Here is a 25,663-nt window from a genome sequence, read left to right as displayed (position 1 = left end):
AACGGGCGTGAAATTGCTGGTGACGGCAGCGCTCGTATCCAAGCGCCAAAAACCCGGACCTTCCGGCCGCTTAGCGCGCGCGGAAGGCCGGGCCGATAATTCGCATCGTCATCGCCAGCCGAAATTTCATCATCGCGCCGGTTCATAGGCGTTTTTGCCGGGAAAAGGAAGAGGCCGGCTGCCACAACGGAAGCAATTGAAGACTGAGCCAAATGCGCATATATATAGGGGCAATTGGCAAGAAGGTGTTCACGGTAATGCTCAGTTCTCTTCAGACGTCCGATCCGATGACCATACGCGAGCGCCTCGAGATCGCTTCGCACGGCTCCGTCCAGGTTTATGACGGAGCGATGGCATTGAAATTGACAGAGTTCGGCTTTTCCGTGGAGGAAATATATCGTTTCGTCGCACCGCGCCGAACTCTGGCGAGACGTAATGCGAACGGCGAGCCGCTGACGGTCGAGGAAAACGACGGCGCCTTACGTATCGTGCGGATCGCGGACATGGCTAAGCGCATTTTCGGCGACAGAGCCATCGCGTTCGATTGGCTGCGCAAGCCCAATCGCGGCATGGACGGCATCACGCCAATCGATCTCCTGGAATCGGAAACCGGCGCGCGCCTCGTCGAGCAGGCCCTGCAGCAGATCGACCACGGGATTTACGTCTAGGCGATGATCTTATGGCGTATCTCGAATTATGCCGATCTTTCCGGACGCGGCGGGCTGCTTGCACCGGGACGATGGCATCATCAGGGAATTCCCGTCGTCTATTGCTGCGATCACCCGTCGACTGCGCTCCTCGAAATTCTGGTACAGGTCGATCTGCATCAAATTCCGAGAGATTTTCAGCTCCTGAAAATCCGTTGCCCGGACGACATTGAAGCCTTCGATATCGGGATCGACCCTGCTGCGGTCAATCAGACCAGCCTGACGCGCGACCGTGGCAGCAAATTGCTGGAAGACAATGATTTCTGTCTGCTGCGCGTCCCATCGGCAATCATGCCGGAGGCCGCGAATATTCTCATCAATCCGCGTCATCCGGACGCGTCGCGGCTGACAATCGAAAAAACGATCCGCTATCCTTTCGACAGCCGGCTATTGCGCTGAGGAAAAGCACAATTTCCCATCAAGCGCACCGAGCGGCCTGACGCCCGATAGCAGCGCCCTCGCCTCCTCCTCGTCGCGTTTGATCTGGGCGACGAGCGGATCGAGGCCGTCGAATTTCAGTTCGGGTCTCAGATAGCCGAAGAAGGAGACGGAGCAGAGCTGACCGTAGAGATCGCCGCTGAAATCGAAAAGATAGGTTTCGAGCAGCGGTGCGCCGTTTTCCGTCACCGTCGGGCGGCGACCGTAGCTGGCGACGGCATCGTGGAGCGTGCCGTCTTCGAGGCGGAAGCGCACGGCATAGATGCCGGCGGCAAGATCGACCTCCGGCGGCAGGCGCATATTGGCTGTGGGAAAACCGAGCTGCCGGCCGAGCTTTTCGCCGTCGATCACTTCGGCTTCGACCGTATAACGGTAACCGAGCATGCCGGCGACTTCGCTGACATTGCCCTCCTTCAGCAGCGCGCGGATATGGCTCGACGAGACGACATCGGCGTTTTCATCGCGAAAAGCATCGATCAGGGTGACGCCGAAGCCGTAGGTATGGCCGGCATTCATCAGGAAGGCGGGACCGCCCTCGCGGCCGCGGCCGAAATGGAAATCGAAGCCGGTGACGACTTCGGAGGCGCCGAGCCAATCTTTCAGGATCGAATGGATGAAATCATCGGCCGAGCGCTGCGAGAATTCGTAGTCGAAGGGATATTCGATGACGGCGCTGAACCCCAGCGTTTCCAGGATGCGGGCCTTCAGCGGCGCCGGCGTCAGGCGGAAGACCGGCGTCTGCGGCCGGAAGACCGTGCGCGGATGCGGCTCGAAGGTCAGCACCAAAGCGGGGATACCGCGGGCCTTGGAGATTTCGAGCGCGCGGTTCAGCACCGATTGGTGGCCGCGATGCACGCCGTCGAAATTGCCGATGGCAATGACGCCGCCCTTCAGATGGGCAGGCAAGGGTTCGCGGGTTTCATTGCGGTGGAAGACGGTCATCGGCTGGCTTCTCTTCATGCAAGGCGGGGCATCCACCACTTCGGCGCGGCATTTTCCCGTTCGAGATAGGCGTGGAGGATCGCTTCGTCGGTCTCGCCGTTCAGGGTGTATTCCTTGGCGTGGATACCGCCGCTGATGTAGAGAAGGTCGAGGCCGTAATTCAAGGCGCCGCGCACATCGGTCGGCATGCCGTCGCCGATTGCCAGCACGCGCTCGACCGGGAAATCGCCGCGAAGCTCGCGAGCAGCGGCCATCGTCGCCTCGTAGATCGGCTGGTGCGGCTTGCCGGCGATGCGGGTGCTGCCGCCCAGCTGCTCGTAGTAGGCGGCCATGGCGCCGGCGCAGGGGATCATGCGATGGCCGCGCTCGACGATGAGGTCGGGATTGGCGCAGATCATCGGCACGTCGCGGGCTTTGAAGTCGAGAAGCATGTCGGTGTAATCCTCCGGCTTTTCCGTCTCGTCGTCGAAAAAGCCGGTGCAGACCAGCGATTGCGCTTCGCCAGCCGGCCGGCGCTCGACGCCAATGCCTTCGAGAAGCGCCTTGTCGCGCTCGGGGCCGAGCAGGAAGACCGTCTTCGGCCCTTCGGAGATCAGCCGGCGCGTGACGTCGCCCGAGGTAACGATCCGGTCATAGGCGCTGTCGGGAACGCCGATCTGGCGCAGCTGCTCGACCACCTGCCAGGAAAGGCGCGGCGAATTGGTGATGAGGACGACGGCGGCGCCGCTTGCGCGGGCCGCTTCAAGGGCGGCAGCCGCCTTCGGAAACGGATCGACGCCATTATGAACGACGCCCCAGACATCGCAGAGCACCACATCATAGTGACCTGTTATGTTAGAGAAGTTTTCTATCCGCTTGGCCATTCCGATTTCCCGATTTGCTTTAGTCACGGTGACATTGCAAAGGCGCAAGGCGATGGCAAGGCATTTTCTTCGCTGCCGGGCCAATGCGAAGATCCTGACCGGCAATCCGATGGCGCGGATGGGCAAAAGGTTTTGCCGACCCCATCCCGAAGCGGCAGATCGTCAAGGGCAGACGGACTTCGCCAAAGCCCGGTCGCGCCATGGTTTCGCCTGCAATCTCCGACTATTCTCCGGTCTCTTCACAATTCCGGCACAAAAATTCGTGATTGCTCTCATTGACTCCTTTCGGAGCCATCCCTAAATGCTCGTCGCTAGCACTCACCGCAAGGGAGTGCTAACACCTATCCATGTGGGCCGCTCCGGTCCGCGAATGTCATTCGATCGAGGGATTAGACAATGGCAAGCACCAATTTCCGTCCGCTTCACGACCGCGTCGTCGTTCGTCGCGTCGAGTCCGAAGAAAAGACCAAGGGCGGCATCATCATTCCCGATACCGCCAAGGAAAAGCCGCAGGAAGGCGAAATCGTCGCCGTCGGTTCCGGCGCTCGTGACGAGTCCGGCAAGGTCGTTGCACTCGACGTCAAGGCTGGCGACCGCGTTCTGTTCGGCAAGTGGTCCGGCACCGAAGTCAAGATCAACGGCGAAGACCTTCTGATCATGAAGGAAGCCGACATCATGGGCATCATCGGCTGATCGGCCGACCTGCTTTCCCGAAATGGCTGACGGGCCTTTTGCCCGAACAACTCGAATTCAGGAGTCACTAACATGGCAGCTAAAGAAATCAAGTTTGGCCGCACCGCGCGCGAAAAGATGCTGCGCGGCGTCGACATTCTCGCCGATGCAGTCAAGGTCACGCTCGGCCCGAAGGGTCGTAACGTCATCATCGACAAGTCCTTCGGCGCACCGCGCATCACCAAGGACGGCGTTTCCGTCGCCAAGGAAATCGAACTCGAAGACAAGTTCGAAAACATGGGCGCCCAGATGGTCCGCGAAGTTGCTTCGAAGACCAACGACATCGCCGGCGACGGCACCACGACTGCAACCGTTCTTGCCCAGGCGATCGTTCGCGAAGGCGCCAAGGCCGTTGCTGCCGGCATGAACCCGATGGACCTGAAGCGCGGCATCGATCTCGCCGTCGCCGAAGTCGTCAAGGATCTCCAGGCCAAGGCCAAGAAGATCAACACCTCGGAAGAAGTCGCCCAGGTCGGCACGATCTCCGCCAATGGCGAACGTCAGGTCGGTCTCGACATTGCCGAAGCCATGCAGAAGGTCGGCAACGAAGGCGTCATCACGGTTGAAGAAGCCAAGACCGCCGAAACCGAACTCGAAGTCGTCGAAGGCATGCAGTTCGACCGCGGCTACCTCAGCCCCTACTTCGTGACCAACCCGGAAAAGATGATCGCCGACCTCGAAGACGTCTTCATTCTCCTCCATGAGAAGAAGCTGTCGAACCTGCAGTCGATGCTGCCGGTTCTCGAAGCCGTCGTCCAGACCGGCAAGCCGCTCCTGATCATCGCTGAAGACGTCGAAGGCGAAGCTCTTGCAACGCTCGTCGTCAACAAGCTGCGGGGCGGCCTCAAGATCGCTGCCGTCAAGGCGCCCGGCTTCGGCGACCGCCGCAAGGCCATGCTCGAAGACATCGCTATCCTGACCGGCGGCACCGTCATCTCCGAAGACCTCGGCATCAAGCTCGAATCCGTCACGCTCGACATGCTCGGCCGTGCCAAGAAGGTTTCGATCTCCAAGGAAAACACCACGATCGTCGACGGTTCGGGCGCCAAGTCCGACATCGAAGGCCGTGTTGCCCAGATCAAGGCCCAGATCGAAGAAACCACCTCCGACTACGACCGCGAGAAGCTGCAGGAACGTCTTGCCAAGCTGGCCGGCGGTGTTGCCGTTATCCGCGTCGGCGGCTCGACGGAAGTCGAAGTGAAGGAAAAGAAGGACCGCATCGACGACGCTCTGAACGCGACGCGCGCTGCCGTTCAGGAAGGCATCGTACCGGGCGGCGGCGTTGCCCTGCTGCGCTCTTCCGTCAAGATCACCTCCAAGGGTATCAACGACGACCAGGAAGCCGGCATCAACATCGTTCGTCGCGCTCTGCAGGCTCCGGCTCGCCAGATCGCTGAAAACGCTGGCGACGAAGCTTCGATCGTCATCGGCAAGATCCTCGACAAGGATCAGGACAACTGGGGTTACAACGCCCAGACCGGCGAATATGGCGACATGATCGGCATGGGCATCATCGACCCGGTCAAGGTCGTTCGCACGGCCCTGCAGGATGCAGCTTCCGTTGCATCGCTGCTGATCACCACCGAAGCCATGATCGCCGAGCTGCCGAAGAAGGACGCTCCGGCTATGCCGGGCGGCATGGGCGGCATGGGCGGTATGGACATGATGTGATAGGCGAAAGCCTGCACTGACACCATTCCGGCATCCGGAACAGGAAGGGCGGCCCTCGGGTCGCCCTTTTCTTTTGTCTCGATAGCACCGCCGATGTCTTTTCAACCGCTTCCGATTTCAGGAATGATGCAGCGGCGATTCGACCACGTGGCACGCCCGATTCAGCTGATCAACCCATCTAACCAGCCGTCTATTGCCCGCCCCCGGGCCGAAGCTTGTGTGAAGCTTGCGCTGCTGCGCCTCTGCAGTATGCCAACATCGGCGCGGGGTCGCAGGGTTGCCGTGCCGTTTCCGGCCTCCGCATCAGGTGAAAACGCTTCCAATGCCCTCAAAGATGATCCTCCACCGCCGATTCTCCTGAAATGTCCCGGAAGCGCGGCCTCACGAGAAATGATCCCGATCCGAATACCCCTTAAAAAGCCGTTGCCGTTTGTCCAAAAGCTCCTATAAATCCGCGCTGCAATTAAAGTGCGCCCGGCGATAATTTTTCGCTAATAGACGAGGTCGGAGCGCGAAACGGCGATACGCGAATGTTCGGCTTCAACGGCTCCGCTTCCGGAGCCCCTGAACGCCATGGCGATTGCCGGATGGGCGGACATCATGTCCGCAGCGACATGATCCTGTTTCTTTGTGTTTGCCGAGCGTGCGGCGGAGAAGCCGCATGCGAACGGGAGAACGCCTTGTTTAAGATCGCCAAAGCCAATGCAGCCCTGCCCCTGATGCCCGGCTCGCTTGAGGACGCCAATCGCAATCACTAGATGCTGGCGCAGTTTTCCATCTCCGAAAGCTGGATCGGAGATTTGTCGAGCGGCATGCTCCGCCTCGGCGAATGGAGCGGCATGCTACACGGCCTCTCCGCACAGGAATGCGGGCTGTTAAGCCTGATCCGCTGCTACGATACCAAAGACCGCAGCCACATATTGGAGCTGTTCGAACAGGCGGCGACGCTCAACTCCTCCTTCTGTTTTTCGACGACGATCATCATGCCGAATGGCTTCCGCCAGCCGCTGTTCTGCATGGGCGAGTCGAACGGGCTCGAAGAGAAATACAGCGGCGGCATGTCCGGCGTCTTCATCTTCCCGCGCTTCAAGCTTGAAGGCGCAAGGCAGATCACAAGCCGCCGATAAAAGCCGCCAGCGCAAAGAAAAGGCGCTCTCAAGGGCGGCCTTCGGCATTTCCGGTCGGCCTCTCCGTTATTCCGGCTTGACGGGTATGTTGAGGCCCTTCGCACTTGCCGGACGGGCGATGCAGCGCTCCAGCCAATCCGAGACTGCGGGGAATTTCGCATATTCCAGAACCTCGCGGCCGCCATAGAAGATATCGGCGCCGCGAACCCAGGTGAAGGTGGTGATGTCGGCGATCGTATAGAGATCGCCCATGATCCACTGGCGGCCCTTCAGCCGGTCTTCGAGCACGCCGAGCAGACGTTTGGACTCGTCGCGATAACGCTCCACCGGGTAGGAATTGTTGGCGACCTTGTCGGCGGCGAATTTGTAGAAATGCCCGAACTGGCCGAACATCGGACCGATGCCCGCCATCTGGAAAAACACCCATTGGATGGTTTCGTAGCGGCCCGCGGCGTCGGCAGGGATGAGCTTGCCGGTCTTTTCCGCGAGATAAAGCAGGATGGCGCCGGATTCGAAAAGGCCGATCGGCTTCCCGTCCGGGCCATTCGGATCGATGATCGCCGGGATGCGGCCGTTCGGGTTGAGAGATTCGAATTCCGGCGACTTCTGCTCGTTGGCGGCGAAGGAAACATAATGCGGCTCGTAGGCAAGACCGAGTTCTTCGAGGGCGACGGAAACCTTCACCCCGTTCGGCGTCTGCAGCGAATAGAGCTGGATGATGTCGGGATTTTTCGCCGGCCAGCGCGTCGTGATCGGAAATGCGGAAAGATCTGCCATCGGAATCTCCATGTTGGGCGCCGACCATAAAAGACCGGGCTCGGTAAAGGCAAGCAGCGGCGACCAGGAGATCGTTCCATATTGTTGAACGATCTGTCCGCTTCCGTTTATCTTTCCACAACGAAGGAAAAGAGCGACATAGAAGCATCCGAGGTCCAACCGGTGCCGGGGCACCAAGATCTCCAGAGCCAATCAAACGGAGACAACGTCCATGTCAAACAACGTCATCATCCTGATCGCCCGTATCCTTCTTTCCTTCATGTTCATCTTCGCCGGCTTCGGCAAGCTGACCGATCCGGCATCGACCGCCGGCATGATCGCCGGCGCCGGCCTGCCGGCTTCCACCGCGCTCACCTATCTCGCCGGCCTGTTCGAGCTTGCAACCGGCCTTGCCGTGCTCGTCGGCTTCCAGGTCCGCATCGTCGGCTGGCTGCTTGCCGTCTTCTGCGTCTTTACCGGCTTCGTCTTCCACTTCTCGCCGATCAACGTTCCTGATTTCCCGGCCGCCGCTAACGCCTGGCTGAGCGGCCTGAACTTCGTCAACTTCATGAAGAACATCACGCTCGCCGGCGCCTATATCATGCTCGCCACCAATGGCGCAGGCGCCTACTCGCTCGACGCCCGCCGCGGCGCCTACGCAACGGCCTGACACCAGCAGACATCCTCCCAGAAACAGAAAACCCGCCGTCATCCGACGGCGGGTTTTTCTTGTGCCGTTATGTAGCCGAGATCAGAGGGCGGCGCGCACCGCATCGATGATCGCCTGCACCGCCGGTTCGTCGGCATGGCTCTCCTTGCGGGCGCGCACGAGACAGGCCTGCGAATGCAGGATGACGCCGTCCTGGAGCACCTTCAGGTGGTTGGCGCGCAATGTCGAGCCGGTGGAGGTGATATCGACGATGATGTCAGCCGAGCCTGCGGCGGGAGCGCCCTCGGTGGCCCCCAGGCTTTCGACGATGCGATAAAGCTGGATGCCGTGCTGGCTCGAAAAGAACTGCTGGGTCAGCCGCCAGTATTTGGTGGCGATAGCAAGCCGCCTGGAGTGGCGGGCGCGGAAATCGGCGGCGACATCGACGAGATCGGCCATGGTGTCGACATCCAACCAGATCTCCGGCACGGCGACGACGACATCGGCATGGCCGAAACCGAGCCGGGCGCAGAATTCGACGCGCTTGTCGATCTCGGCAAAACCCTCCCGCATCAGATCCTCGCCGGTGACGCCGAAATCGACGCTGCCGTTGCCGATTTCGCGAGAGATTTCGGAAGCCGACAGGAAGGCGACTTCCACATCGTCCCAGCCTTCGACGCGGCCGCGATAGGAGCGGTCGTTACCAACAGCCGAGATCGGCATGCCGGCACGTTCGAAGATCGCCGAAGCGTCGTCCTTCATCCGGCCCTTGGAAGGAAGCGCAATGGTGATGGTCATGCGGCTGCCCTTTCGGTTTCGATACGGTCGAGCCAGAAGGAGAAGCCGACGGCAGGAATGCGGTCCGTGGCGCCGAGGAAGGTCAGCAGCCGATCGAAGCGACCGCCGCCGGCGAGCACCGCGCTCGAGCCTTCCACCGTCACCTCGAAGACGAGGCCGGTGTAATAGTCGAGCGGCCGTCCGAAGGCGGCGCGGTAGTCGAGGCAGGAAAGATCGACGCCGGCATTGGCAAGGGCTGCGACCCGGCCATTGAAGCGGGCGAGCGCGTTGCCGAGTTTCAGGCCAGCAGCATCGGCGAAACCGGCAAGGGCCGCGGACGCGTTGATGAGCGGCACGTCGAGCGACAGGAACTCTTCCAGCACCTGGAAGGCCGCATCGTCGAGGCGGGTTTCGGAGAGGATCAGCTTTTCCTTGAGGCGCCGGGCGATCTCCAGGGGCGAGCGGCTGGCATTCGTCGAATAGCCGGTCTTCTGCATCTCCCGCTCGAGATGGACGACCAGCGCCTGCTCGTCGCCGGATGCGACCAGCCTGGCAATATCGTCGTCCAGGCCGGTGACGAATTGCGGGCTGACGAGGCTGGCCAGCAGCGCTTCCAGCTGCGTCATGTTGCCGAAGGCATGGATCAGGCGCTTCTGCCAGCCGAGCGGCAGGCCGAGCGCCTGGACGACGGCCTCGAACACTGCCTGGTCGCCCAATGTCACCGACAGTCGCCGGCCCGGCAGCAGGCGAGCGAGGATGCCGGTGGCATCGCCGATGGCGCGGGCGTCGGCGTTTGACAGGTCGATATCGCCGAGATCCTCGATGCCGGCCTGGTAGAATTCATTGGCGCCGTCACGGCGCTGGCGGAAAACCTCCCCGAGATAGGCATAACGCTTCGGCGTACCGGTCGCCGTCTCGATGTGGCGCAGACAGACGGGAATGGTGAATTCGGGACGCAGGCAAAGGCTGGCGCCGGTTTCACTCTCCGTCATGAAGATGCGGCGGCGCAGGTCCTCACCGGCGATGTCCAGGAAAGGTTCGGCCGGCTGAATGACAGGCGTATCGATGCGCTCGGCGTTGCGCGCGGTAAATTCGGCCAGCAGGTCGTTGGAGAATTCGGGGAGGTTGATCAGGGGCATGCCGAGCTCCAAATAGTAGGCGAAGGGCGTGCCTGAAGGTACGCCTCAGACATTCGATGCTGCCCTCTTCCGATCCTCAGCCTGCGCAGCAAGGATTTCCTTCACCTTGGCCACAAGGTCGGCTTCCGGCACCGTCTCCTGCGCCACGCGTGCTTCGCGCCAGCTGGCATTGTCTTCGATCTCGCCGGAAAGCCGCTTGCCTTCGATCAGATCCTTGATCTGCACGACGCCTTCGGCGCGCTCGTCGCCGCCCTGGATGATGGCGACAGGGCAGCCGCGGCGATCGGCGTATTTCAGCTGGTTGCCGAATTTCTTCCAGTTGCCCTGGAACATCTCGGCGCGGATGCCGGCGGCGCGCAGTTGCTGCGTCATTTTCTGATAACGGCCCATCGCCTCGACATCGCCGTCCATGACGGTGACCAGCACCGGCTCGATCACCTCGCTGGCGCCGAGCTTGCCGAGGTTCTTCAGCGCCGTCATCAGGCGAGAGACGCCGATCGAAAAGCCCGTCGCCGGAACCGGCTGGCCCATGAAACGAGAGACGAGACCGTCATAACGGCCGCCGCCGCCGACCGAACCGAAGACGACCTTCTCGCCCTTTTCATTGGTGACGTCGAAGCTGAGTTCGGCCTCATAGACCGGGCCGGTATAATATTCGAGACCGCGCACGACCGAGGGATCGATCTTGATCCGGTCGGCTTGATAGCCGGCGCTGGTGACGAGCGCTGCGATGAAATTCAGCTCCTCGACGCCTTCGCCACCCCTCGAGGTTCCCGCAACGAGCTCGGCGAGGCGTTGAGCGCTTTCGGCATAATCCTTGATGCCGACGAAAAACAGCACCTTGTCGATCTGCTCCTGATCAAGCCCGGCGCCCTTGGTGAAATCGCCGGATTCATCCTTGCGGCCGGGGCCGAGCAGCAATGCCACGCCTTCCGGGCCGAACTTGTCGAGCTTGTCGATGGCACGCAGCACGTTGAGCCGCTGGCCGGCCTTGTCGTCGCCGCCGAGGCCGATCGCCTCGAGCACGCCGTCCAAGACCTTGCGGTTGTTGACGCGGATGACATAGTCACCGCGCTTGATCCCGAGGGCCTCAAGCGTGTCGGCCATCATCATGCACATTTCGGCATCGGCCTGAACACCCGGCGCGCCGACCGTATCGGCATCGAACTGCATGAACTGGCGGAAGCGGCCGGGGCCCGGCTTCTCGTTGCGGAAGACGTAACCGGCGCGATAGGTGCGGTAGGGAAGCTGGATCTCGTTGAAATTCTCGGCGACATGACGGGCGAGCGGCGCCGTCAGGTCGTAACGCAGCGACATCCATTGCTCGTCGTCATCCTGCAGGGAGAAGACACCCTCGTTCGGCCGGTCGCTGTCGGGCAGAAACTTGCCGAGCGCATCGGTATATTCGAACAGCGGCGTTTCGAGCGGATCGAAACCATAATGCTCATAGACTTCCCGGATCTTTGCCGTCATCTCGTTGACGGCGCGGATATCGGTGGCCGTGCGGTCGACGAAGCCGCGCGGCAGGCGGGCCTTGAGCTTTTGCGGTTTCTTCTGCTTGTCGTTCATTTCCGGGAATTCCGCTGACTGTGACAGTGGCGGTTTCCTAACCGATCGGGCGGGGAGCGGCAAGGGCGAAGGGTCTTGATGCCGCAGGGAGTATCGATTGAACCGGAGGCATCCATCAGAAATGCGGATATGCTCATGATCGCTGAAGCGCTTCTCTATGCCGCGACCTTGCCGCTGACCGGCAAGCCGCATCGAAAGTTCATCCGCTATTCCGTCAATCTGTGGTCGCGGGCCGGGCGCTGTGCGGCGGATTGGGCCGAACATGAGGAAAAGAGCCGGACTGCGATCCGCGCGGCTGCGGCCGGTCTCAGGCAGAAGCGGACCGCCGTCGTGCTCGGTTCCGGTCTGTTGCGGGACGTGCCGATCGAGGAACTGGCGCGCGATTTCGATACCGTCGTGCTGGTCGATCTCGTTCACCTCGCATCGGTGCGCCTGTGGCTGTCGGCCAAGGGCTATCGCAATGTCCGACTGATCGAGCGCGACCTCTCCGGCTATGACGACCTTGCCGCCGGCCGGCAGCCCGAACCGCTCGGCTTCCTCAGGAGCGTGCCCTATCTCGATCTGGTGGTTTCGGCCAACCTCTTGTCGCAGATCGGTCGCGGTGTGAAACGGCGCTCGGAGGCCGAGGCCGGGCGAATGCCCGAAGACACGGTGGAAAGGCTGATCGCGGCGCATCTGACCGGGCTTTCGGGCCTCCCCTGCCGCGGCTGCCTGGTGACCGACATCGCCTATGCCGTCATCGACCGCAACGGCAGGACGCATGAGGAGGCCGACCTGCTGCATGGCGTATTGCCGCCGCCGGCAAAAGCTACCTGGACATGGCCGGTGGCGCCGCTCGGCGAAGAGAGCAAGGATTACCGGATCGAGCACAAGGTCATTGCCAGCTGGTGATCAGGATGTGATCGCCGGTCGGCTTGGCTTGCATCAGTCATTCGCCTATAAAACAGCATGCGCATGCTCGCCCTCATCGTGATGTTTCTCGGCTGGCTGGTCTACAGCGCCATGTCCGCATGGGCAGGCTGTCCGACCTGCGCATCGATGAATGCACCGGTTGCCGTCGAAGCCGGCATGCATCACGAAATGCACGGCATGGCTATGTCCGAGGCGGCGGGCAAGACTGAACCCTCGAAAGGCCCCTGCGCCGGCGGCAATTCCGCGCATATGCCGCTTTGCGCCGCCTGCCTGCTGTTGCCACCGGCGGTGACGGTCATGGCCAGCGGTAAGTCCATTTTCGGTTATCCCGACCCCGCGCTTGCCCGCGCCCTCGACGACGACAAACCGACACCACAGTCGCCGCCTCCGCGATTGTCCTGACACCATAGCAATCCATGCCAATCGGGTGGCTCAGCCGCCCGGCAAACCTATTGTCAGACAGAGGAAGGAACTCTCATGTCTTTGAAAATCATCGCCCTCACCGCCATGCTCGCCATCATTGCCGCTCCCGTCCTTGCCGAAGACAAACCGATGGATATGAGCAAGCCGATGGGCAATCACGATGCGGCAAGCCACGCCTTCAGCGAGGCCAATGCCAAGATGCACAAGGATATGATGATCGAGTATAGCGGCGATGCCGATGCGGATTTCGTCCGCGGCATGATCCCGCACCATCAGGGCGCGATCGATATGGCCAGGATCGAGCTTCAATATGGAAAAGATCCCGATATCCGAAAGCTCGCCGAAGCCGTCATCAAGGCACAGGAAGCCGAGATCGCTGAGATGACCGCCTGGCTCAAGGCCCACGGCAAATAATCGATCGTGGATGAAAAGGGGAACGCCGGGATGTCAGGCGTTCCCCAAGACTTATGTTGGCGAGGTCAGTCCTTCGGCTCGAAATCGGCCGGGCGGCGGCCGGCGCCCTGTCGGGCCAGCATCCAGCCGGGATATTCGGGCGCAAGCGCGCTCACCTCGTCGAGCTTCTTCATATCGTCTTCATCGAGCTTCAGCTTGACGGCGGCAAGGTTCTGGTCGAGCTGGTCGACACGCTTGGCGCCGATGATGACTGTGGTGACGAAGGGCTTGGCGAGGATATAGGCGAGCGCCACGGTGGCGACGCCGACGCCGTGCTTTTCGGCGACTTCGCGCATGACGGCGACGCAGGCCCAGGCCTTGTCCTTGTCAACAGGCGGGAAATCGAAACTGGCGCGGCGGCCCTCGCCGTTGCCGGGCGCGCCGGGACCATACTTGCCGGAGAGCAGTCCGCCGGCGAGCGGTGACCAGACCATCAGGCCGAGCTTCTCCTCCTGCATCATCGGCACGATGTCGCGTTCGAGATCACGGCCGGCGATGGAATAATAGGCCTGCACGGTTTCGAAACGGGCAAAACCGCGGCGTTCGGACAGGCCGAGCGCCTTGGAGATGCGCCAGGCCTGCCAGTTGGAGACGCCGATGTAGCGCACCAGGCCGCGGGAGACGAGATCGTCGAAGGCGCGTAGCGTCTCATCGATCGGCGTCACCGTATCGGTCGCGTGGATCTGATAGAGGTCGATGTGATCGGTCTGCAGGCGCTCGAGGCTCGCCTCGACGGAATCCATGATGTGGCCGCGCGAGGCGCCGCGGTCGTTCGGCTTGTCGCCCATCACACCATAGACCTTGGTGGCGATGACGACGTCCTTGCGTGGGATGTCGAGGTTCTTCAGCGCCTGGCCGAGCAGCCTTTCGGACTCGCCGGCCGAATAGACATCGGCCGTGTCGATGAAATTGACGCCCGAAGCAAGCGAGCGTTCGACGATCCGGTCGGCGGCATTCTGGTCGACATCGGCGATGGCGCCCCACATGCTGCCTTGCTTGGCTTCACCGAAGGTCATGGTGCCCAAGCAGATTTCCGAGACGAAAAGTCCCGTATTTCCGAGCTGGTTGTAACGCATGGTGGAAAAATTCCTTTGTGTCTGCCGCAAGAGGGCTTGCGAACCGCTGAACTTCATTTTTTGATTATTGGCCTGCGCGCGACAGGCACAGCCGTGGCTGGCTGCAGGGTGAGGCAAAGTGCATTTAGTGCGGCAGCGGCGCTTTTCAACGCTGCGCCCAACCGTACCCAAGATGACGCCCTTGTCTCGACACAGGCAGCCGATAGATTGCCGGCCATATTTTAAGAGGTGCGCATATGACGACGCGACCACTGACGACGATCGGCTTCGATGCCGACGATACACTCTGGCAAAACGAACAATATTACCGACTGACGGAAGCGCATTTCACCAGGCTTCTTGCCGATTTCGCCGAAGGACCGAAGATTTCCGAGCGGCTGCTGGAGGCCGAGAAACGCAATCTTCGCCATTACGGCTTCGGCATCAAGGGTTTCACGCTGTCGATGATCGAGACGGCGATCGAGATCACCGAGGGCAAGGTTCCCTCGGGCGTGATCGCCAAGATCCTCGATATCGGCCGCGAGCTCCTCTCCCATCCCGTCGAAACCATGCCGCATGTGCGCGACACGCTGGAGGGGCTTGCCGGCAAATACCTGCTTGTCATGATCACCAAGGGCGATCTCTTCGATCAGGAACGCAAGCTTGCCCAATCCGGGCTCGGCGATTTCTTCGATGCCGTCGAGATCGTCTCCGACAAGACCGCCGTCACCTATCGGCGCATCTTCGCCAAGGTCGGCGACGGGCCGGAGCGGGCGATGATGGTCGGCAATTCGCTGAAATCGGACATCGTGCCGGCAATCGCCGCCGGCAGCTATGGCGTCTTCGTGCCGCACGAACTCACCTGGGTGCTGGAACATGTCGATGAACCGAAAGAAGCGCCGCGTTTCCGCAAGATCGGCCATCTCGGGGAATTGCGCGAACTGATCGACCGGCTCGGCTAGAGCCTCATTGCTTGGCAGGCGCCTTCGGAAACAGCGACGGGCGTTCGGGCTCGGCCGGCGGTTGCGGCGGTTGTGGGGCGGCCGCCAAGGGCTCGATCAAGATGCTGAACGGAGCGCCGAGGCCGCGGCGCGGCGAGACCTTGGAATAATAGGGACGCAGCAGCCAGGTGGCGTCTTCCTTGACCGTCGTCTCGAAGCTCATGCCATCCTCGTCGGTGCCGAAGAAGGCCTCGTCATCCGGCTTCGACAGGTCGAAGATCGCCAGGAAGGCAAATTTGCTCTTGGTGGAAAAACTGACCTTCACGTGCTGGCCGGTGCGCACCGGCAGCGTATAGACATGGCTATTGCCGAACTTCGTCCAGCCCTTCAGCTGCATGGTGACGGCCGGGAATTGCAGCTTCTCCAGCTTCTCGCCGGGATCGAGCTGCGGTGTCTGCGCCATGGCGGAGACCGGCAGGAAAAACAGGGCAGCGGCTGTTATCAATATTCTCACGGACAGATCTTTCATGGACGGACCAGGGCGCAGCGCATCGCCTCGACCTCGGGCCGGCAGAAGCAGCCTTCCAGATGATCGTTGACGAGACCCATCGCCTGCATGAAAGCATAAACTGTGGTCGGGCCGACAAAGGTCCAGCCGCGTTTCTTCAGATCCTTCGAAATGATGACCGATGTCGGCGTCGTCGGGTTGGCGACGATATGCTCGCGGTCGACCACAACAGGCCGCTCGTTATGGCCCGGCTCGTAGCGCCAGAAATAACGGGCGAGCGAGCCGAACTCGTCCCTGAGGGCGATCGCGCGCTTGGCATTGTTGATGGTCGAGACGATCTTGCCGCGATGGCGGATGATGCCGGCATCGCCAAGGCAGCGAGCGACATCCTCGTCGCCGAAGAGAGCGACCTTGTCGAAATCGAAGCCTGAAAAGGCGGCGCGGAAATTCTCGCGCTTGCGCAGGATCGTCAGCCAGGAAAGGCCGGACTGGAAGCCTTCGAGGCAGATCTTCTCGAAGAGGCGGATGTCGTCGGTGACGGGGCGGCCCCACTCCTCGTCATGATAGCGGAGGTAGTCGGGCAGATTGGCGTGCCAGTGGCAGCGGCTCCTGCCGTCCTCGCCGATGATGATGCCTGTCGCGCTCATGATCCTTCATCCTGCGGGGGTCGCTTCGTTCACCGTGCATGATTCCGGCTTTACCATTTGCAAACCGTCTTTCCAAACCGAACGGTAACCCTGACGAAAAGTTTATCCGGTCGGTCGGCTTTTCATGAATCGATCTTTACCATTCGCTGGCGGATAGGGTGGCAGCGTCTTTGCGGGCGGAACATGTCCGCCCGGGCGGAGAAGTAGTCCCGCCAGCCATTTTCGGTCATTTGTAGAGAGTTCGTCCGATGATGAAACAGCTTATTCTTGCCGCAGCCCTCTTCGGCATTGTCTCCACGGCCGCCCTTGCAGACGACCGCTACGCCACCCGTCCGCCGGTCGTGCTCAGCCCGGATCTGACGGCGCCCTGGATCAACCAGCTCGGCGGCGGCGCGGTTCGACCCGTCGTCTATCAGCGGCCGGTCATCCGGCAGCCGCAGCGCGGAATCTTCCAGCGCCGCGCGCTGCGCCAGGCGCCGCAGGCCGCACCGCAGACCGTTTCGGCGATCAATCCCGGCATCCCGTCGATCCGCCGTCCGATCGAGCCGCAATTCCTGCCGCAGATGGTCGATTACGATACCACGGAAAAGCCCGGCACGATCGTCATCGATACCAACAACCGCTTCCTCTATCTGGTGATGGAAGGCGGCAAGGCAAGGCGCTACGGCGTCGGCGTCGGCAAGCCCGGCTTCGAATGGGCCGGCGCCCACAAGATCACCCGCAAAACGGAATGGCCGGACTGGACGCCGCCTTCCGAAATGATCAGCCGCGAAGCCGCCAAGGGCCATTACCTGCCGGCGCGCATGGACGGCGGCCCGGAAAACCCGCTCGGCGCCCGCGCCATGTATCTCGGCTCGACGCTTTACCGCATCCACGGCACCAACGCGCCCTGGTCGATCGGCAGCGCCGTCTCCTCGGGCTGCATCCGCCTGCGCAACGAAGACGTCGTCGATCTCTATGACCGCGTCAACGTCGGAACCCGCGTCATCGTCATGTAACGACCGGGCAAATACCTGGGGAGCCGTAGAGAATAGCCGGCTCCCTTCTCCAAAAGAGCTTTATCCGGCCACGCCGATCTTGAATCGGTCAGAAGTTCATGTAGCTTCGAGCGAATTTGCTTGAGGGGAATCGATCATGATCAAATTGATGCCGGGTCTGGCTGCCGCCGGACTTGTCCTGTCCTTGATGTCCACATCCGCCTTTGCTGCACCCGCCGGCTCCGCGCCGGACAATACACGAGCCCCGGCGCAGATCGTGCGCGTGGCGCAGATGCCGAAATACGTGAAGCCGCAGTTCAAGCGCAAGAAAGTGCGCCTGGTGACGACGGAAGCGGCCGGCACCGTCATCATCGATACCAACAACAAATATCTCTATCTCGTCGAAGGCAACAACCGCGCCACCCGCTACGGCATCGGCGTCGGCCGCGACGGCTTCGGCTGGTCGGGGATCGTCAAGATCGGCCGCAAGGCCGAATGGCCGAGTTGGACGCCGCCGGCCGAGATGCGCCGCCGCGAAGCCGCCAAGGGCCACATCATCCCTGCTTTCCAGGAAGGCGGCGAGGACAATCCGCTCGGCGCCCGCGCCATGTATCTCTACCAGGGCGGCCGCGACACGATCTTCCGCATCCACGGCACCAACCAGCCCTGGACGATCGGCCTCAACATGTCTTCCGGCTGCATCCGGATGATGAACGAGGATGTGACGCACCTCTACGACCGCGCGCCTGTCGGCACCAAGGTGATCGTCATCGGCCCCGGCAACCGGCAGGGCAAGGTGGCTTTCGAGGACCGAGGCATCGACGTGCTGCGCACGATGTTTGGCGGCTGAGCAACACTGACGAAAAAAACGAAAGGCGCATTTCGACGCGCCTTTTGTTTTGCTTAGACTTTGCGGCCGAAAGCTGGCACACATGCCTAAGAGTCGACATATTTGCAATATCGGGGCTATTCAATGACATATGCGCTGCGTTCCTCCGCTTCGCTACTTGCGGGCATCGCGTTTTTGACAATCTGTTCAGCAGTTTCCGCCTCGGCGGAAGATCTGCAATTCTCTGTCTATGGCGGTTATCAGACCGCACCGCACAGCGGCGTCGATCTCTCCGACGGCACGCATTTCACCGCCGGCTGGGAAGGCAAGTCCTTCGGCAGCCCGCCTTATTACGGCGGCCGCGTCACCTGGTGGCTCGAGAACTTCAACAAGCCGAACTGGGGTATTTCGCTCGATTATACCCATGACAAGGTCTATGCCGACGACGATACGCTGGCCAAGACCGGCTGGTCGCACTTCGAATTCACCGACGGCCTGAACTTGCTTACGGTGAACGGTCTCTACCGCTTCCAGGATCCGACCCGCCGCTGGACGCCCTATCTCGGCGCCGGTATCGGCGTGAACATTCCGCATGTCGAAGTGATTCGCCCCGAGGGCAAGACCTGGGCCTATGAATTCGGCGGCGTGACGCTGCAGGCCCAGGCCGGCGTCGACTTCAAGGTGACCGAGCGCTGGTCGACCTTCGTCGAATACAAGGGCACCTATTCGCGCATCGACGTGCCGATCGACAACGGCGTGGACCTGAAGACCAACATCTTCACGAATGCCGTCAACGTCGGCGTTTCATTCCACTGGTAAGAACAAATTTCGGCTGCGACGTGAGAGCGGTTCAGCGCATAAAAGCGCAAAACCGCTCTAACCTTTTATCGTTATGCAATTCCCAGGCAAAACCGCCTTGCGCTTTGCCTGGGAAAACCGCTTCGTACTTCCTGAAATTGCTCTATTTCGTGCCGCAGCTGACCTTGCCCTGGACGGCATAGGGCTTTTCACCGCCTGCGATCGTCAGGGAATAGGTGCCGCTGAAATTTGCCGACGGCTTGCCGCGTTCGCCGGCAACCACGACGAGATCCAGCGTTGCTCCGCCGGTGTCGTCATCACCACCGTCGAGAACCTCCAGGAGCAGTTCGCCGTCACGCGACCAGTGATTGGTCAGATGCTGCGATTCGAAAACACGTTTTCCGAATACCGTCGATTGCGCCTGGTCCTTGACAACAAGTGCACCGCGGAAATGGTTGAGCTTGTGGCCGGCATCGCTTTCGAAACCGCTTTCGAGCGTGAAACGCGCTTCCTTGTCGTCGGCGGAACAGAACAAACGACTGTCGGCATGGGCGGCGCCTGCCGCTCCGAGCAGTCCCGCAAGCACGATCATTCCCCGCCACATCGCCCAACCTCCCGAGACCGGCCCGACGGGCCTGCTGCATATGCAGCAATTTAAAGTGCTACAGCGTCCTTTGCGCATCTGAAAAGACGCGCGGCGCTGTAGTAGCTTCAGCCTAGCGGTAAACCTGTTAATTTTTCCGGCACAGCGCCGCCATAAGCCCAATCGAGCAGTTCGACCGTATGCAGGATCGGCATGCCGGTGCCGGTGGCGATCTGGGTGATGCAGCCGATATTGCCGGTGGCAATGATATCGGCCTTGGTGGCCTCGATGTTTTTGACCTTGCGTGCCTTCAGCGCAGCCGAGATCTCCGGTTGCATGATGTTATAGGTGCCGGCAGAGCCGCAGCAGAGATGACCTTCCGCCGGATCGCGCACCGTAAAGCCCGCCGCTTTCAGCAATTGCTTCGGCGCGAGCGTGATGCGCTGGCCGTGCTGCATGGAACAGGCGGAATGATAGGCGACCGTGATGCCCTTCGGCATGTGGGCCGGCAGCTCGAGGGTGGCGAGATATTCGGTGATATCCTTGGCGAGCGCCGAGACCCTGGCCGCCTTTGCGGCATAGGCGGGATCGAGGCGCAGCATGTGGCCGTAATCCTTGATCGTCGTGCCGCAGCCCGAGGCGGTGATGATGATCGCGTCGAGGCCCTGCCCATCGATCTCGCGTGTCCAGACATCGACATTGGCGCGCGCGCTCGCAAGCGCCTGTTCGGCGCGGCCCATGTGATGGACCAGCGAGCCGCAGCAGACCTCGCCCTCCGGCAGTACGACCTCGACGCCGAGCCGCGTCAGCAGCCGGATCGCCGCCGCGTTGATGCCGGGATCGAGCACCGGCTGGGCGCAGCCGGAAAGGATCGCCACCCGGCCGCGCCGTTCCGTCTCGGGCAGATAACTGCCGGGTTTTGCGAAGGCTGAAGCTGCAGGCACGCGGCGCGGCGCAAGCGCCAGCATGGCGGCGAAAGGTTTCAGTGCGCCACCCCGCATCAGGCCGGCGAAGGGCCGGCCGAGACGGGCGAGATTGAGCGCCAGGCGGAAACGGCCGGGATAGGGCAGCACGGCGGCAAGGATGGCGCGCGTCAGCCGGTTCATCAACGGGCGCTTATAGGTCTTTTCGATATGGGCGCGGGCGTGATCGACCAGGTGCATGTAATCGACGCCGGAGGGGCAGGTGGTGACGCAGGCAAGGCAGGAGAGACAGCGGTCGATATGGGTGACGACCTCGGCATCGGCGGGGCGGCCGTTTTCCAGCATGTCCTTGATCAGGTAGATGCGGCCGCGCGGGCTGTCGAGCTCGTTGCCGAGCGTCACATAGGTGGGACAGGTGGCGGTACAGAAACCGCAATGTACACATTTGCGCAGAATCTGCTCGGATTCGGCGACAGCGGGATCGAGCAGCTGGCTCGGGGTGAAGTTGGTTTGCATTTAGAGGGACCTCCGCTTTTGGAGGATATCGGGGGTTGTGCTCATCTTCTCCCTCACCCCATCTTCCCCGGATTGAATATGCCGGCCGGATCGAATTTCTCCTTCACCCGCCGTGACAGCATCGCCACCGCCTCAGGCTCGGGGTGGAAAGCCGCGGTGACTGCCCTCGCCTCGGCCGATGCGCGGATCAGCGTCGCATGGCCACCACCGAGCGCCTTGATGAAGCGGCGGACCAGCTCGGCTTCAGGACCGGCCTCCATGCGCATCCAGACAAGACCGCCCTGCCAGTCATAGAAAGCGTCGACGCCGGCCTCGAGGCGCAGCGCCGCGACCAGCTGATGGCCGGTGCCGGGGGCGACCGAGACGCGCCAGACCGGCCGCGCGGTGCCGTCGGCATAGGGCAGCACGTCGCGGATTTCTTGCCAGAGCCTGCGGCTGTCGGGCTGCTCCAGCCTGGTGACCGTGGCGAAGGCCGACATTGTCGCGACAAGCTTTTCAATGCGCACGTCGACCGAACCGGCCAAGCCTTCGATGCGCAGCACCGTCGCCTCACCCTCCGGCAATGTGCCGGCGAGGAATTTCCACGTCACCGTCAGCGGCAGGTGGGCGGCACTGGAGATTTCGACCGGCAGCGCCATTGCCGCGGCCATGGCCTTTGCCGCTTCGGCGTCGTTGAGGCCCGACAGAACCACCGTCTGTTCCGTCTTCGGGCGCGGCGGCACGCGGAAAGTAACTTCGGTGAGGAAAGCCAGCGTGCCATGCGAGCCGGCCACCAGCTTGACGAGATCGAGGCCGGTGACATTCTTCATCACCCGGCCGCCGGCCTTGATGATCTCGCCCTTGCCATTGACGAAGCGCACACCGAGCAGGCTGTCGCGGGCGGCACCGGCGATGAGCCGGCGCGGGCCGGAGACATTGGCGGCAAACACGCCGCCGATGGTCGGCTCGCCGGACGTCCCCATCACAGGGCGATGATCCATCGGCTCGAAGGCGAGCATCTGGCCGCTCTCAGACAGCGCCGCCTCGACCTCGGCGAGCGGCGTGCCCGCTCGAACGGTCATGACCATTTCGCCGGGATTATAGGCGACGATGCCGGAAAGCCCGGTCGAGCGCAGCCGGCCTTCGGCGACAACGGCATTGCCGAAGCCCGAGCGGCTATCGCCGCCGCAAATCGCGAGCGGCTGGCCGCTTTCCGCGTGGGCGCGGACGATTGCCGTCGCCTCTTCCTCACTCGTCGGCATCAGATCGATCATGCGGCGGGGCGCCCTTCGAGCGGAAAGACCTTCGACGGGTTGAGGAGCCAGCCGGGATCGAAGGCGGCGCGCGCCGCCATCTGCTGGGCGAGATCGGCCTCGGAATATTGGTGGCGCATCAGGTCGCGCTTCTCGATGCCGACGCCATGTTCGCCGGTCAGGCAGCCGCCGGCATCGACGCAGAGCTTCAGGATGTCGTTGCCGGCGGCTTCCGCGCGAGCGGCATCCTCGGGATCGTTGGCGTTGAAGAGGATCAGCGGGTGCATATTGCCGTCGCCGGCGTGGAAGACATTGGCGACACGCAGGCCATAGTGATCGACGATTTCGGCGGTCCGCTTCAGCACATGGGAAAGCTGGCTGAGCGGCACCGTGCCGTCCATGCAGATGTAGTCGGCGATGCGGCCGGTGGCGCCGAAGGCGGATTTGCGGCCCTTCCAGATCAATGCCGCCTCGGTCGCCGACTGGCATTCGCGCACGGTCTTCACCGCGTGCCGGCGGGCGATCTCGACGATGTCCTTCAGCGTGGCGTCCATCTCCGCTTCCGACCCTTCGACCTCGACGATCAAAAGCGCGCCGACATCGAGGGGATAACCGGCATGGGCGAAGGCCTCGCAGATCTCGATTGCCGGCTTGTCCATGAATTCGATCGCAACCGGGACGATGCCGGCGGCGATGACATCGGCAACGCAGGAGCCGGCGGCCTCCGAGCTTTCGAAACCGAAGAGCACCGGGCGGGCGCCTTCCGGCTTGGCGATCAGCCGCACCGTCGCCTCGGTGACGATGCCGAGCTGGCCTTCGTGGCCGCAGACGAGGCCGAGCAGATCATACCCCGCCGCATCCAGCGCCTTGCCGCCGAGTTCGATCACCGTGCCGTCGACCAGCACCATCCTGACGCCGAGCAGGTTGTTGGTGGTGACGCCATATTTCAGGCAGTGGGCGCCGCCGGAATTCATGCCGATATTGCCGCCGATGGTGCAGGCAAGCTGTGAACTTGGATCGGGCGCATAGAAAAAGCCGTCCGCGGAGACGGATTCGGAGATGTTGAGATTGGTGACGCCGGCCTGAACCACGGCGACGCGGTTCGGCAGATCGATTTCGAGGATGCTGTTCATCTTCGACAGGCCGAGCACAACCGCATCCTCCTGCGGAATGGCGCCGCCGGAAAGCGAGGTGCCGGCGCCGCGCGGCACGACCGGAATGCCGTATCGGTGGCAATAGCGCATGACGGCCGAAACCTCGGCTGTCGTGCGCGGCAGGGCGACGGCGAGCGGCAGACGGCGGTAGGAGACGAAGGCGTCGGTCTCGAACGGCACCAGCTCGCGCGCCTCATGCACCAGGCATTCCGGCGGCAGGAGATCGGTCAGATCGGCGACGATCTGGGCTCTGCGCGCCAGGACATCGGCGCGGGGGCTGAGAAACGAAATGGCGTCGGACATGGCGTTCTCCCTGGCCCTGACGACGGGGAAATGACAGCGGGAAGTGGGTAGCGGAACCGGCCGCGAACCTCCCTGCCGCCGATTGACCGGCTTAGCACTTTCCCGAAAGCGGCGCAAATGCTAAGCACTTATGCCAAAAGGGGAAAAAGTCGCAAAACCTTATGACCAATCTGGGTGATCTCGAAATCTTTGCCAAGGTCGTTTCGACAGGCAGCATGTCTCTCGCCGGGCGCGCGCTCGGCTTTTCCCCGGCCGTCGTCTCCAAGCGGATCAAGCGGCTGGAGGACCGGCTCGGCACCCGGCTTTTGCAACGCACGACTCGGCAGATCTCGCTGACGGAAGCCGGACAGGGTTTCTACGACCGCGTCCTCGGCATTCTCGCCGGGCTTGAGGAAGCGGAATTCTATATCTCCGGCCGCTCGGCGCAGATGCACGGCACGCTGAAGATCTCGGCGCCGACCTCCTTCGGGCGCATGCATATCGCGCCGCATCTGAAGGGTTTCATGGAGGCGCATCCGGAGCTTGCGATCAATCTGGTGCTGACGGACGAATTCAGCGACATCGTCGGCGGCGGCTTCGATCTGGCGATCCGCATCGCCGAACTCACCGATTCGAGCCTCGTCGCCCGAAGGCTGGCGCCGGTGCGCCGGCTGCTCTGCGCCTCGCCGGATTACCTGGCGGCGCATGGCGCACCTCGGCATATCGACGAACTGAAACACCACCGCTGCCTGCCGGCGCACAATAACGACACCTGGCGGCTGAACGGACCGGACGGAGCGCTGAGTCTCAGGCCGGAAGGCATGCTGATCACCAATTCCAGCGAGGTGATCCGCGAGGCTGTCATCGCCGGTCTCGGAATCGCCCTGCGCTCCACCTGGGATATCGGCGAAGAGCTCAAGGCCGGCCGGCTGGTGCAGGTGCTGCCGGCCTATGAAGGCTCGCACAATGTCGCGCTGTCGGTCGTCTATCCCAGCCGGCAGTTCCTGCCAGCCAAGGTGCGGCTGTTCATCGATTATCTGGCAGAGCTTTATGGCCCCGTCCCCTATTGGGAGCGCTGATGGCAGTGCCGGTTCAGCGCGCCAGCCTCTCGATGACGAGGTCCAGCAGGGCGCGCAGCCGCGCCAGCCGCTTCATGTCGCGGTGATAGCCGACCCAGGTGTTGCGGCCGGGTGGCGGTTCACCGAGATCGACCAGTTCGACGACCGCAAGGGAATCGCCGAGCGGCCGCGGCAGAACGGCGAGCCCGGCACCGTTGGCACAGAGCGCTGCCTGCACGTCGCGGCTGTTGCTCCGCATGACGGTATCGGCCCGCGGCAACAGGCGCTGCAGCCAGCCGACATCCGGCATGTCGCTGAAAGCCTCGTCCATGGTGATGAGGCGGGCGCCCGTGCCATCGCCAGCTTCGGGGTGCGGTGCGCCGCGTCTGATGTAAAGGCCGTATTCGATATGGATGAGCTTGCGCGATATGACCTCCGCCTCCGTGAAAGGCCGGATGCGGAAGACGAGGTCGGCTTCGCGTCGCGACAGGTTGAGAAGCCGGCTGTCGGTCAGCAATTCGATCTCTACCTTTGGATGGACTTGCGAGAATTCCGCCAGTACCGGCGAAAGCACATGCGCGCCGAACCAATCGGATGAGGACAGCCTGAGAAAGCCATCGAGCTGACGACTGCCACCGGCGAGGACGCGCTCCATGGCGAGCGCCTCCTCTTCGATGCGTTCAGCGCCGGCGAACACGGCGGTGCCCTCGTCAGTCAGCACGAAGCCATCCGTCGTGCGCTGAAAAAGCGTCTGGCCGAGCGAGGCTTCAAGAGCACGCAGCCGCCTGCCCATCGTCGGCTGCGTCAGCCCGAGGCTGCGGGCTGCTGCCCCCAGCGTGCCGAACCGCGCGATCGCCAGAAACAGCTTGAGGTCGCTCCATTCCATCGCCCGCATCCGTCAAACAAAAATGCATGGATTTCAGTCATTATCTTTCATTTTCATTCGCGCTTCAATGCACCATCTTCTTCCAGCACAAGCCATTGCCGACGCCCCAGCAGACG

30 protein-coding genes are annotated in these 25,663 nt (G+C 62.1%); 16 read left to right on the top strand and 14 right to left on the bottom strand.

The window, feature by feature from the left end; translation table 11 throughout:
* The first annotated feature begins 212 nt into the window (after positions 1–212).
* A complete protein-coding gene (locus FHT79_RS23375) occupies positions 213–668 on the top strand; it encodes an antitoxin Xre/MbcA/ParS toxin-binding domain-containing protein (RefSeq protein ID WP_245433284.1) in 456 nt (151 codons plus the stop codon).
* 3 nt (positions 669–671) lie between these two features.
* A complete protein-coding gene (locus tag FHT79_RS23370) occupies positions 672–1,106 on the top strand; it encodes an RES family NAD+ phosphorylase (protein ID WP_047615331.1) in 435 nt (144 codons plus the stop codon).
* Here the strand turns inward: FHT79_RS23370 and FHT79_RS23365 are convergent.
* Together FHT79_RS23365 and FHT79_RS23360 are read right to left on the bottom strand one after the other, a co-directional pair.
* Complete coding sequence (locus tag FHT79_RS23365) at positions 1,095–2,087, bottom strand: bifunctional riboflavin kinase/FAD synthetase (protein ID WP_047615543.1); 993 nt, start codon at positions 2,085–2,087, stop codon at positions 1,095–1,097. The genes FHT79_RS23370 and FHT79_RS23365 overlap by 12 nt on opposite strands.
* Before the next feature lie 14 nt (positions 2,088–2,101).
* Positions 2,102–2,950 carry a TIGR01459 family HAD-type hydrolase gene (locus FHT79_RS23360; protein WP_047615329.1) on the bottom strand — a complete coding sequence of 283 codons (849 nt, stop codon included), beginning with the start codon at positions 2,948–2,950 and terminating at the stop codon, positions 2,102–2,104.
* Here FHT79_RS23360 and FHT79_RS23355 point away from each other — a divergent pair.
* The 5 genes from FHT79_RS23355 to FHT79_RS23340 all read left to right on the top strand — a co-directional run bounded on the left by FHT79_RS23355 (position 2,943) and on the right by FHT79_RS23340 (position 6,480).
* Positions 2,943–3,251: a hypothetical protein gene (locus FHT79_RS23355; protein WP_183904223.1), complete on the top strand. Its 309-nt coding sequence runs from the start codon at positions 2,943–2,945 to the stop codon at positions 3,249–3,251. The genes FHT79_RS23360 and FHT79_RS23355 overlap by 8 nt on opposite strands.
* A gap of 95 nt (positions 3,252–3,346) precedes the next feature.
* Positions 3,347–3,643, top strand: a complete 297-nt coding sequence (gene groES, locus FHT79_RS23350) for a co-chaperone GroES (protein WP_004675403.1) — start codon at positions 3,347–3,349, stop codon at positions 3,641–3,643.
* 72 nt (positions 3,644–3,715) lie between these two features.
* Positions 3,716–5,353, top strand: a complete 1,638-nt coding sequence (gene groL, locus FHT79_RS23345; RefSeq protein WP_008529514.1) for a chaperonin GroEL — start codon at positions 3,716–3,718, stop codon at positions 5,351–5,353.
* A gap of 530 nt (positions 5,354–5,883) precedes the next feature.
* Positions 5,884–6,111 (top strand): hypothetical protein, encoded by a 228-nt coding sequence (locus tag FHT79_RS32220; RefSeq protein ID WP_246714044.1) that lies wholly within the window; start codon positions 5,884–5,886, stop codon positions 6,109–6,111.
* The gene (locus FHT79_RS23340) at positions 6,112–6,480 is read left to right on the top strand and encodes a hypothetical protein (RefSeq protein WP_246714043.1); all 369 of its coding nucleotides are present in this window, start codon (positions 6,112–6,114) and stop codon (positions 6,478–6,480) included.
* A gap of 66 nt (positions 6,481–6,546) precedes the next feature.
* Here the strand turns inward: FHT79_RS23340 and FHT79_RS23335 are convergent, their stop codons facing one another.
* Positions 6,547–7,257: a glutathione binding-like protein gene (locus FHT79_RS23335; protein WP_047614411.1), complete on the bottom strand. Its 711-nt coding sequence runs from the start codon at positions 7,255–7,257 to the stop codon at positions 6,547–6,549.
* 211 nt (positions 7,258–7,468) lie between these two features.
* Here FHT79_RS23335 and FHT79_RS23330 point away from each other — a divergent pair, with 211 nt between their 5' ends.
* Positions 7,469–7,906 (top strand): DoxX family protein, encoded by a 438-nt coding sequence (locus FHT79_RS23330; protein ID WP_047613788.1) that lies wholly within the window; start codon positions 7,469–7,471, stop codon positions 7,904–7,906.
* Positions 7,907–7,987: 81 nt separating this feature from the next.
* Here the strand turns inward: FHT79_RS23330 and hisG are convergent, their stop codons facing one another.
* From hisG to hisS, 3 genes are read right to left on the bottom strand one after another with little or no spacing between them, the layout of a single operon-like run.
* Positions 7,988–8,683 (bottom strand): ATP phosphoribosyltransferase, encoded by a 696-nt coding sequence (hisG, locus tag FHT79_RS23325; protein ID WP_047613787.1) that lies wholly within the window; start codon positions 8,681–8,683, stop codon positions 7,988–7,990.
* A complete protein-coding gene (locus tag FHT79_RS23320; RefSeq protein WP_047613786.1) occupies positions 8,680–9,801 on the bottom strand; it encodes an ATP phosphoribosyltransferase regulatory subunit in 1,122 nt (373 codons plus the stop codon). The genes hisG and FHT79_RS23320 overlap by 4 nt, the downstream gene beginning before the upstream one ends.
* Before the next feature lie 45 nt (positions 9,802–9,846).
* Positions 9,847–11,370 carry a histidine--tRNA ligase gene (hisS, locus tag FHT79_RS23315; protein WP_183904222.1) on the bottom strand — a complete coding sequence of 508 codons (1,524 nt, stop codon included), beginning with the start codon at positions 11,368–11,370 and terminating at the stop codon, positions 9,847–9,849.
* 129 nt (positions 11,371–11,499) lie between these two features.
* Here hisS and FHT79_RS23310 point away from each other — a divergent pair, with 129 nt between their 5' ends.
* The 3 genes from FHT79_RS23310 (at position 11,500) to FHT79_RS23300 (ending at position 13,119) form a co-directional block, all read left to right on the top strand.
* Complete coding sequence (locus FHT79_RS23310; protein WP_179867800.1) at positions 11,500–12,261, top strand: hypothetical protein; 762 nt, start codon at positions 11,500–11,502, stop codon at positions 12,259–12,261.
* 57 nt (positions 12,262–12,318) lie between these two features.
* Positions 12,319–12,684: a hypothetical protein gene (locus FHT79_RS23305; RefSeq protein ID WP_183904221.1), complete on the top strand. Its 366-nt coding sequence runs from the start codon at positions 12,319–12,321 to the stop codon at positions 12,682–12,684.
* 75 nt (positions 12,685–12,759) lie between these two features.
* Complete coding sequence (locus FHT79_RS23300; RefSeq protein ID WP_047613783.1) at positions 12,760–13,119, top strand: DUF305 domain-containing protein; 360 nt, start codon at positions 12,760–12,762, stop codon at positions 13,117–13,119.
* A gap of 65 nt (positions 13,120–13,184) precedes the next feature.
* On the opposite strand, the gene FHT79_RS23295 is transcribed toward FHT79_RS23300, so the two are convergent.
* Complete coding sequence (locus FHT79_RS23295; protein ID WP_097542932.1) at positions 13,185–14,234, bottom strand: aldo/keto reductase; 1,050 nt, start codon at positions 14,232–14,234, stop codon at positions 13,185–13,187.
* Positions 14,235–14,470: 236 nt separating this feature from the next.
* Between FHT79_RS23295 and FHT79_RS23290 the strand changes: the two genes are divergently transcribed.
* A complete protein-coding gene (locus tag FHT79_RS23290; protein ID WP_047613781.1) occupies positions 14,471–15,175 on the top strand; it encodes an HAD family hydrolase in 705 nt (234 codons plus the stop codon).
* Between the two features lie 4 nt (positions 15,176–15,179).
* On the opposite strand, the gene FHT79_RS23285 is transcribed toward FHT79_RS23290, so the two are convergent.
* Both FHT79_RS23285 and FHT79_RS23280 read right to left on the bottom strand, forming a co-directional pair.
* Positions 15,180–15,683, bottom strand: coding sequence for a hypothetical protein (locus FHT79_RS23285; RefSeq protein WP_047615319.1), 504 nt, complete (start codon positions 15,681–15,683; stop codon positions 15,180–15,182).
* On the bottom strand, positions 15,680–16,309 hold the full coding sequence (locus FHT79_RS23280) for a DNA-3-methyladenine glycosylase I (RefSeq protein ID WP_183904220.1): 630 nt from the start codon (positions 16,307–16,309) through the stop codon (positions 15,680–15,682). Before FHT79_RS23280 ends, FHT79_RS23285 begins: the two co-directional genes overlap by 4 nt.
* A 248-nt stretch (positions 16,310–16,557) precedes the next feature.
* Between FHT79_RS23280 and FHT79_RS23275 the strand changes: the two genes are divergently transcribed.
* The 3 genes from FHT79_RS23275 to FHT79_RS23265 all read left to right on the top strand — a co-directional run bounded on the left by FHT79_RS23275 (position 16,558) and on the right by FHT79_RS23265 (position 18,934).
* Entirely contained in the window at positions 16,558–17,307 is a 750-nt protein-coding gene (locus tag FHT79_RS23275) for a L,D-transpeptidase (RefSeq protein ID WP_183904219.1), read from the top strand.
* 136 nt (positions 17,308–17,443) lie between these two features.
* Positions 17,444–18,136, top strand: coding sequence for a L,D-transpeptidase (locus FHT79_RS23270; protein WP_047613777.1), 693 nt, complete (start codon positions 17,444–17,446; stop codon positions 18,134–18,136).
* Positions 18,137–18,259: 123 nt separating this feature from the next.
* Positions 18,260–18,934, top strand: a complete 675-nt coding sequence (locus tag FHT79_RS23265; RefSeq protein ID WP_047613776.1) for an outer membrane beta-barrel protein — start codon at positions 18,260–18,262, stop codon at positions 18,932–18,934.
* A 142-nt stretch (positions 18,935–19,076) separates the two neighbouring features.
* Here the strand turns inward: FHT79_RS23265 and FHT79_RS23260 are convergent, their stop codons facing one another.
* The 4 genes from FHT79_RS23260 to FHT79_RS23245 form a co-directional block, all read right to left on the bottom strand.
* Positions 19,077–19,517, bottom strand: a complete 441-nt coding sequence (locus FHT79_RS23260) for a hypothetical protein (protein WP_047613775.1) — start codon at positions 19,515–19,517, stop codon at positions 19,077–19,079.
* A gap of 107 nt (positions 19,518–19,624) precedes the next feature.
* On the bottom strand, positions 19,625–20,935 hold the full coding sequence (glcF, locus tag FHT79_RS23255; protein ID WP_183904218.1) for a glycolate oxidase subunit GlcF: 1,311 nt from the start codon (positions 20,933–20,935) through the stop codon (positions 19,625–19,627).
* 53 nt (positions 20,936–20,988) lie between these two features.
* On the bottom strand, positions 20,989–22,188 hold the full coding sequence (gene glcE, locus FHT79_RS23250) for a glycolate oxidase subunit GlcE (RefSeq protein WP_183904217.1): 1,200 nt from the start codon (positions 22,186–22,188) through the stop codon (positions 20,989–20,991).
* On the bottom strand, positions 22,185–23,624 hold the full coding sequence (locus FHT79_RS23245; protein WP_183904216.1) for an FAD-linked oxidase C-terminal domain-containing protein: 1,440 nt from the start codon (positions 23,622–23,624) through the stop codon (positions 22,185–22,187). Before FHT79_RS23245 ends, glcE begins: the two co-directional genes overlap by 4 nt.
* 161 nt (positions 23,625–23,785) lie before the next feature.
* On the opposite strand from FHT79_RS23245, the gene FHT79_RS23240 reads away from it, so the two are divergent.
* Positions 23,786–24,682, top strand: coding sequence for a LysR family transcriptional regulator (locus FHT79_RS23240; RefSeq protein WP_183904215.1), 897 nt, complete (start codon positions 23,786–23,788; stop codon positions 24,680–24,682).
* 13 nt (positions 24,683–24,695) lie between these two features.
* On the opposite strand, the gene FHT79_RS23235 is transcribed toward FHT79_RS23240, so the two are convergent.
* Positions 24,696–25,547 (bottom strand): LysR family transcriptional regulator, encoded by an 852-nt coding sequence (locus FHT79_RS23235; protein ID WP_097630504.1) that lies wholly within the window; start codon positions 25,545–25,547, stop codon positions 24,696–24,698.
* Positions 25,548–25,663: the final 116 nt, after the last annotated feature.

Origin of the sequence: Rhizobium sp. BK212, assembly GCF_014197475.1 — a bacterium.
Lineage (GTDB): Bacteria > Pseudomonadota > Alphaproteobacteria > Rhizobiales > Rhizobiaceae > Rhizobium > Rhizobium anhuiense.
The sequence above is the reverse complement of the archived record's forward strand: the minus strand, read 5'-3'. Positions and strand labels throughout refer to the sequence as shown.

Excerpts from the sequence above, each read along its gene's own strand:
- FHT79_RS23375 (WP_245433284.1), top strand. The coding sequence starts at position 213 with ATGCGCATATATATAGGGGCAATTGGCAAGAAGGTGTTCACGGTAATG.
- FHT79_RS23370 (WP_047615331.1), top strand. The coding sequence starts at position 672 with ATGATCTTATGGCGTATCTCGAATTATGCCGATCTTTCCGGACGCGGC.
- FHT79_RS23365 (WP_047615543.1), bottom strand. The coding sequence starts at position 2,087 with ATGACCGTCTTCCACCGCAATGAAACCCGCGAACCCTTGCCTGCCCAT.
- FHT79_RS23360 (WP_047615329.1), bottom strand. The coding sequence starts at position 2,950 with ATGGCCAAGCGGATAGAAAACTTCTCTAACATAACAGGTCACTATGAT.
- groES (WP_004675403.1), top strand. The coding sequence starts at position 3,347 with ATGGCAAGCACCAATTTCCGTCCGCTTCACGACCGCGTCGTCGTTCGT.
- groL (WP_008529514.1), top strand. The coding sequence starts at position 3,716 with ATGGCAGCTAAAGAAATCAAGTTTGGCCGCACCGCGCGCGAAAAGATG.
- FHT79_RS32220 (WP_246714044.1), top strand. The coding sequence starts at position 5,884 with ATGTTCGGCTTCAACGGCTCCGCTTCCGGAGCCCCTGAACGCCATGGC.
- FHT79_RS23340 (WP_246714043.1), top strand. The coding sequence starts at position 6,112 with ATGCTGGCGCAGTTTTCCATCTCCGAAAGCTGGATCGGAGATTTGTCG.
- FHT79_RS23335 (WP_047614411.1), bottom strand. The coding sequence starts at position 7,257 with ATGGCAGATCTTTCCGCATTTCCGATCACGACGCGCTGGCCGGCGAAA.
- FHT79_RS23330 (WP_047613788.1), top strand. The coding sequence starts at position 7,469 with ATGTCAAACAACGTCATCATCCTGATCGCCCGTATCCTTCTTTCCTTC.
- hisG (WP_047613787.1), bottom strand. The coding sequence starts at position 8,683 with ATGACCATCACCATTGCGCTTCCTTCCAAGGGCCGGATGAAGGACGAC.
- FHT79_RS23320 (WP_047613786.1), bottom strand. The coding sequence starts at position 9,801 with ATGCCCCTGATCAACCTCCCCGAATTCTCCAACGACCTGCTGGCCGAA.
- hisS (WP_183904222.1), bottom strand. The coding sequence starts at position 11,370 with ATGAACGACAAGCAGAAGAAACCGCAAAAGCTCAAGGCCCGCCTGCCG.
- FHT79_RS23310 (WP_179867800.1), top strand. The coding sequence starts at position 11,500 with ATGCTCATGATCGCTGAAGCGCTTCTCTATGCCGCGACCTTGCCGCTG.
- FHT79_RS23305 (WP_183904221.1), top strand. The coding sequence starts at position 12,319 with ATGCGCATGCTCGCCCTCATCGTGATGTTTCTCGGCTGGCTGGTCTAC.
- FHT79_RS23300 (WP_047613783.1), top strand. The coding sequence starts at position 12,760 with ATGTCTTTGAAAATCATCGCCCTCACCGCCATGCTCGCCATCATTGCC.
- FHT79_RS23295 (WP_097542932.1), bottom strand. The coding sequence starts at position 14,234 with ATGCGTTACAACCAGCTCGGAAATACGGGACTTTTCGTCTCGGAAATC.
- FHT79_RS23290 (WP_047613781.1), top strand. The coding sequence starts at position 14,471 with ATGACGACGCGACCACTGACGACGATCGGCTTCGATGCCGACGATACA.
- FHT79_RS23285 (WP_047615319.1), bottom strand. The coding sequence starts at position 15,683 with ATGAAAGATCTGTCCGTGAGAATATTGATAACAGCCGCTGCCCTGTTT.
- FHT79_RS23280 (WP_183904220.1), bottom strand. The coding sequence starts at position 16,309 with ATGAGCGCGACAGGCATCATCATCGGCGAGGACGGCAGGAGCCGCTGC.
- FHT79_RS23275 (WP_183904219.1), top strand. The coding sequence starts at position 16,558 with ATGATGAAACAGCTTATTCTTGCCGCAGCCCTCTTCGGCATTGTCTCC.
- FHT79_RS23270 (WP_047613777.1), top strand. The coding sequence starts at position 17,444 with ATGATCAAATTGATGCCGGGTCTGGCTGCCGCCGGACTTGTCCTGTCC.
- FHT79_RS23265 (WP_047613776.1), top strand. The coding sequence starts at position 18,260 with ATGACATATGCGCTGCGTTCCTCCGCTTCGCTACTTGCGGGCATCGCG.
- FHT79_RS23260 (WP_047613775.1), bottom strand. The coding sequence starts at position 19,517 with ATGTGGCGGGGAATGATCGTGCTTGCGGGACTGCTCGGAGCGGCAGGC.
- glcF (WP_183904218.1), bottom strand. The coding sequence starts at position 20,935 with ATGCAAACCAACTTCACCCCGAGCCAGCTGCTCGATCCCGCTGTCGCC.
- glcE (WP_183904217.1), bottom strand. The coding sequence starts at position 22,188 with ATGATCGATCTGATGCCGACGAGTGAGGAAGAGGCGACGGCAATCGTC.
- FHT79_RS23245 (WP_183904216.1), bottom strand. The coding sequence starts at position 23,624 with ATGTCCGACGCCATTTCGTTTCTCAGCCCCCGCGCCGATGTCCTGGCG.
- FHT79_RS23240 (WP_183904215.1), top strand. The coding sequence starts at position 23,786 with ATGACCAATCTGGGTGATCTCGAAATCTTTGCCAAGGTCGTTTCGACA.
- FHT79_RS23235 (WP_097630504.1), bottom strand. The coding sequence starts at position 25,547 with ATGGAATGGAGCGACCTCAAGCTGTTTCTGGCGATCGCGCGGTTCGGC.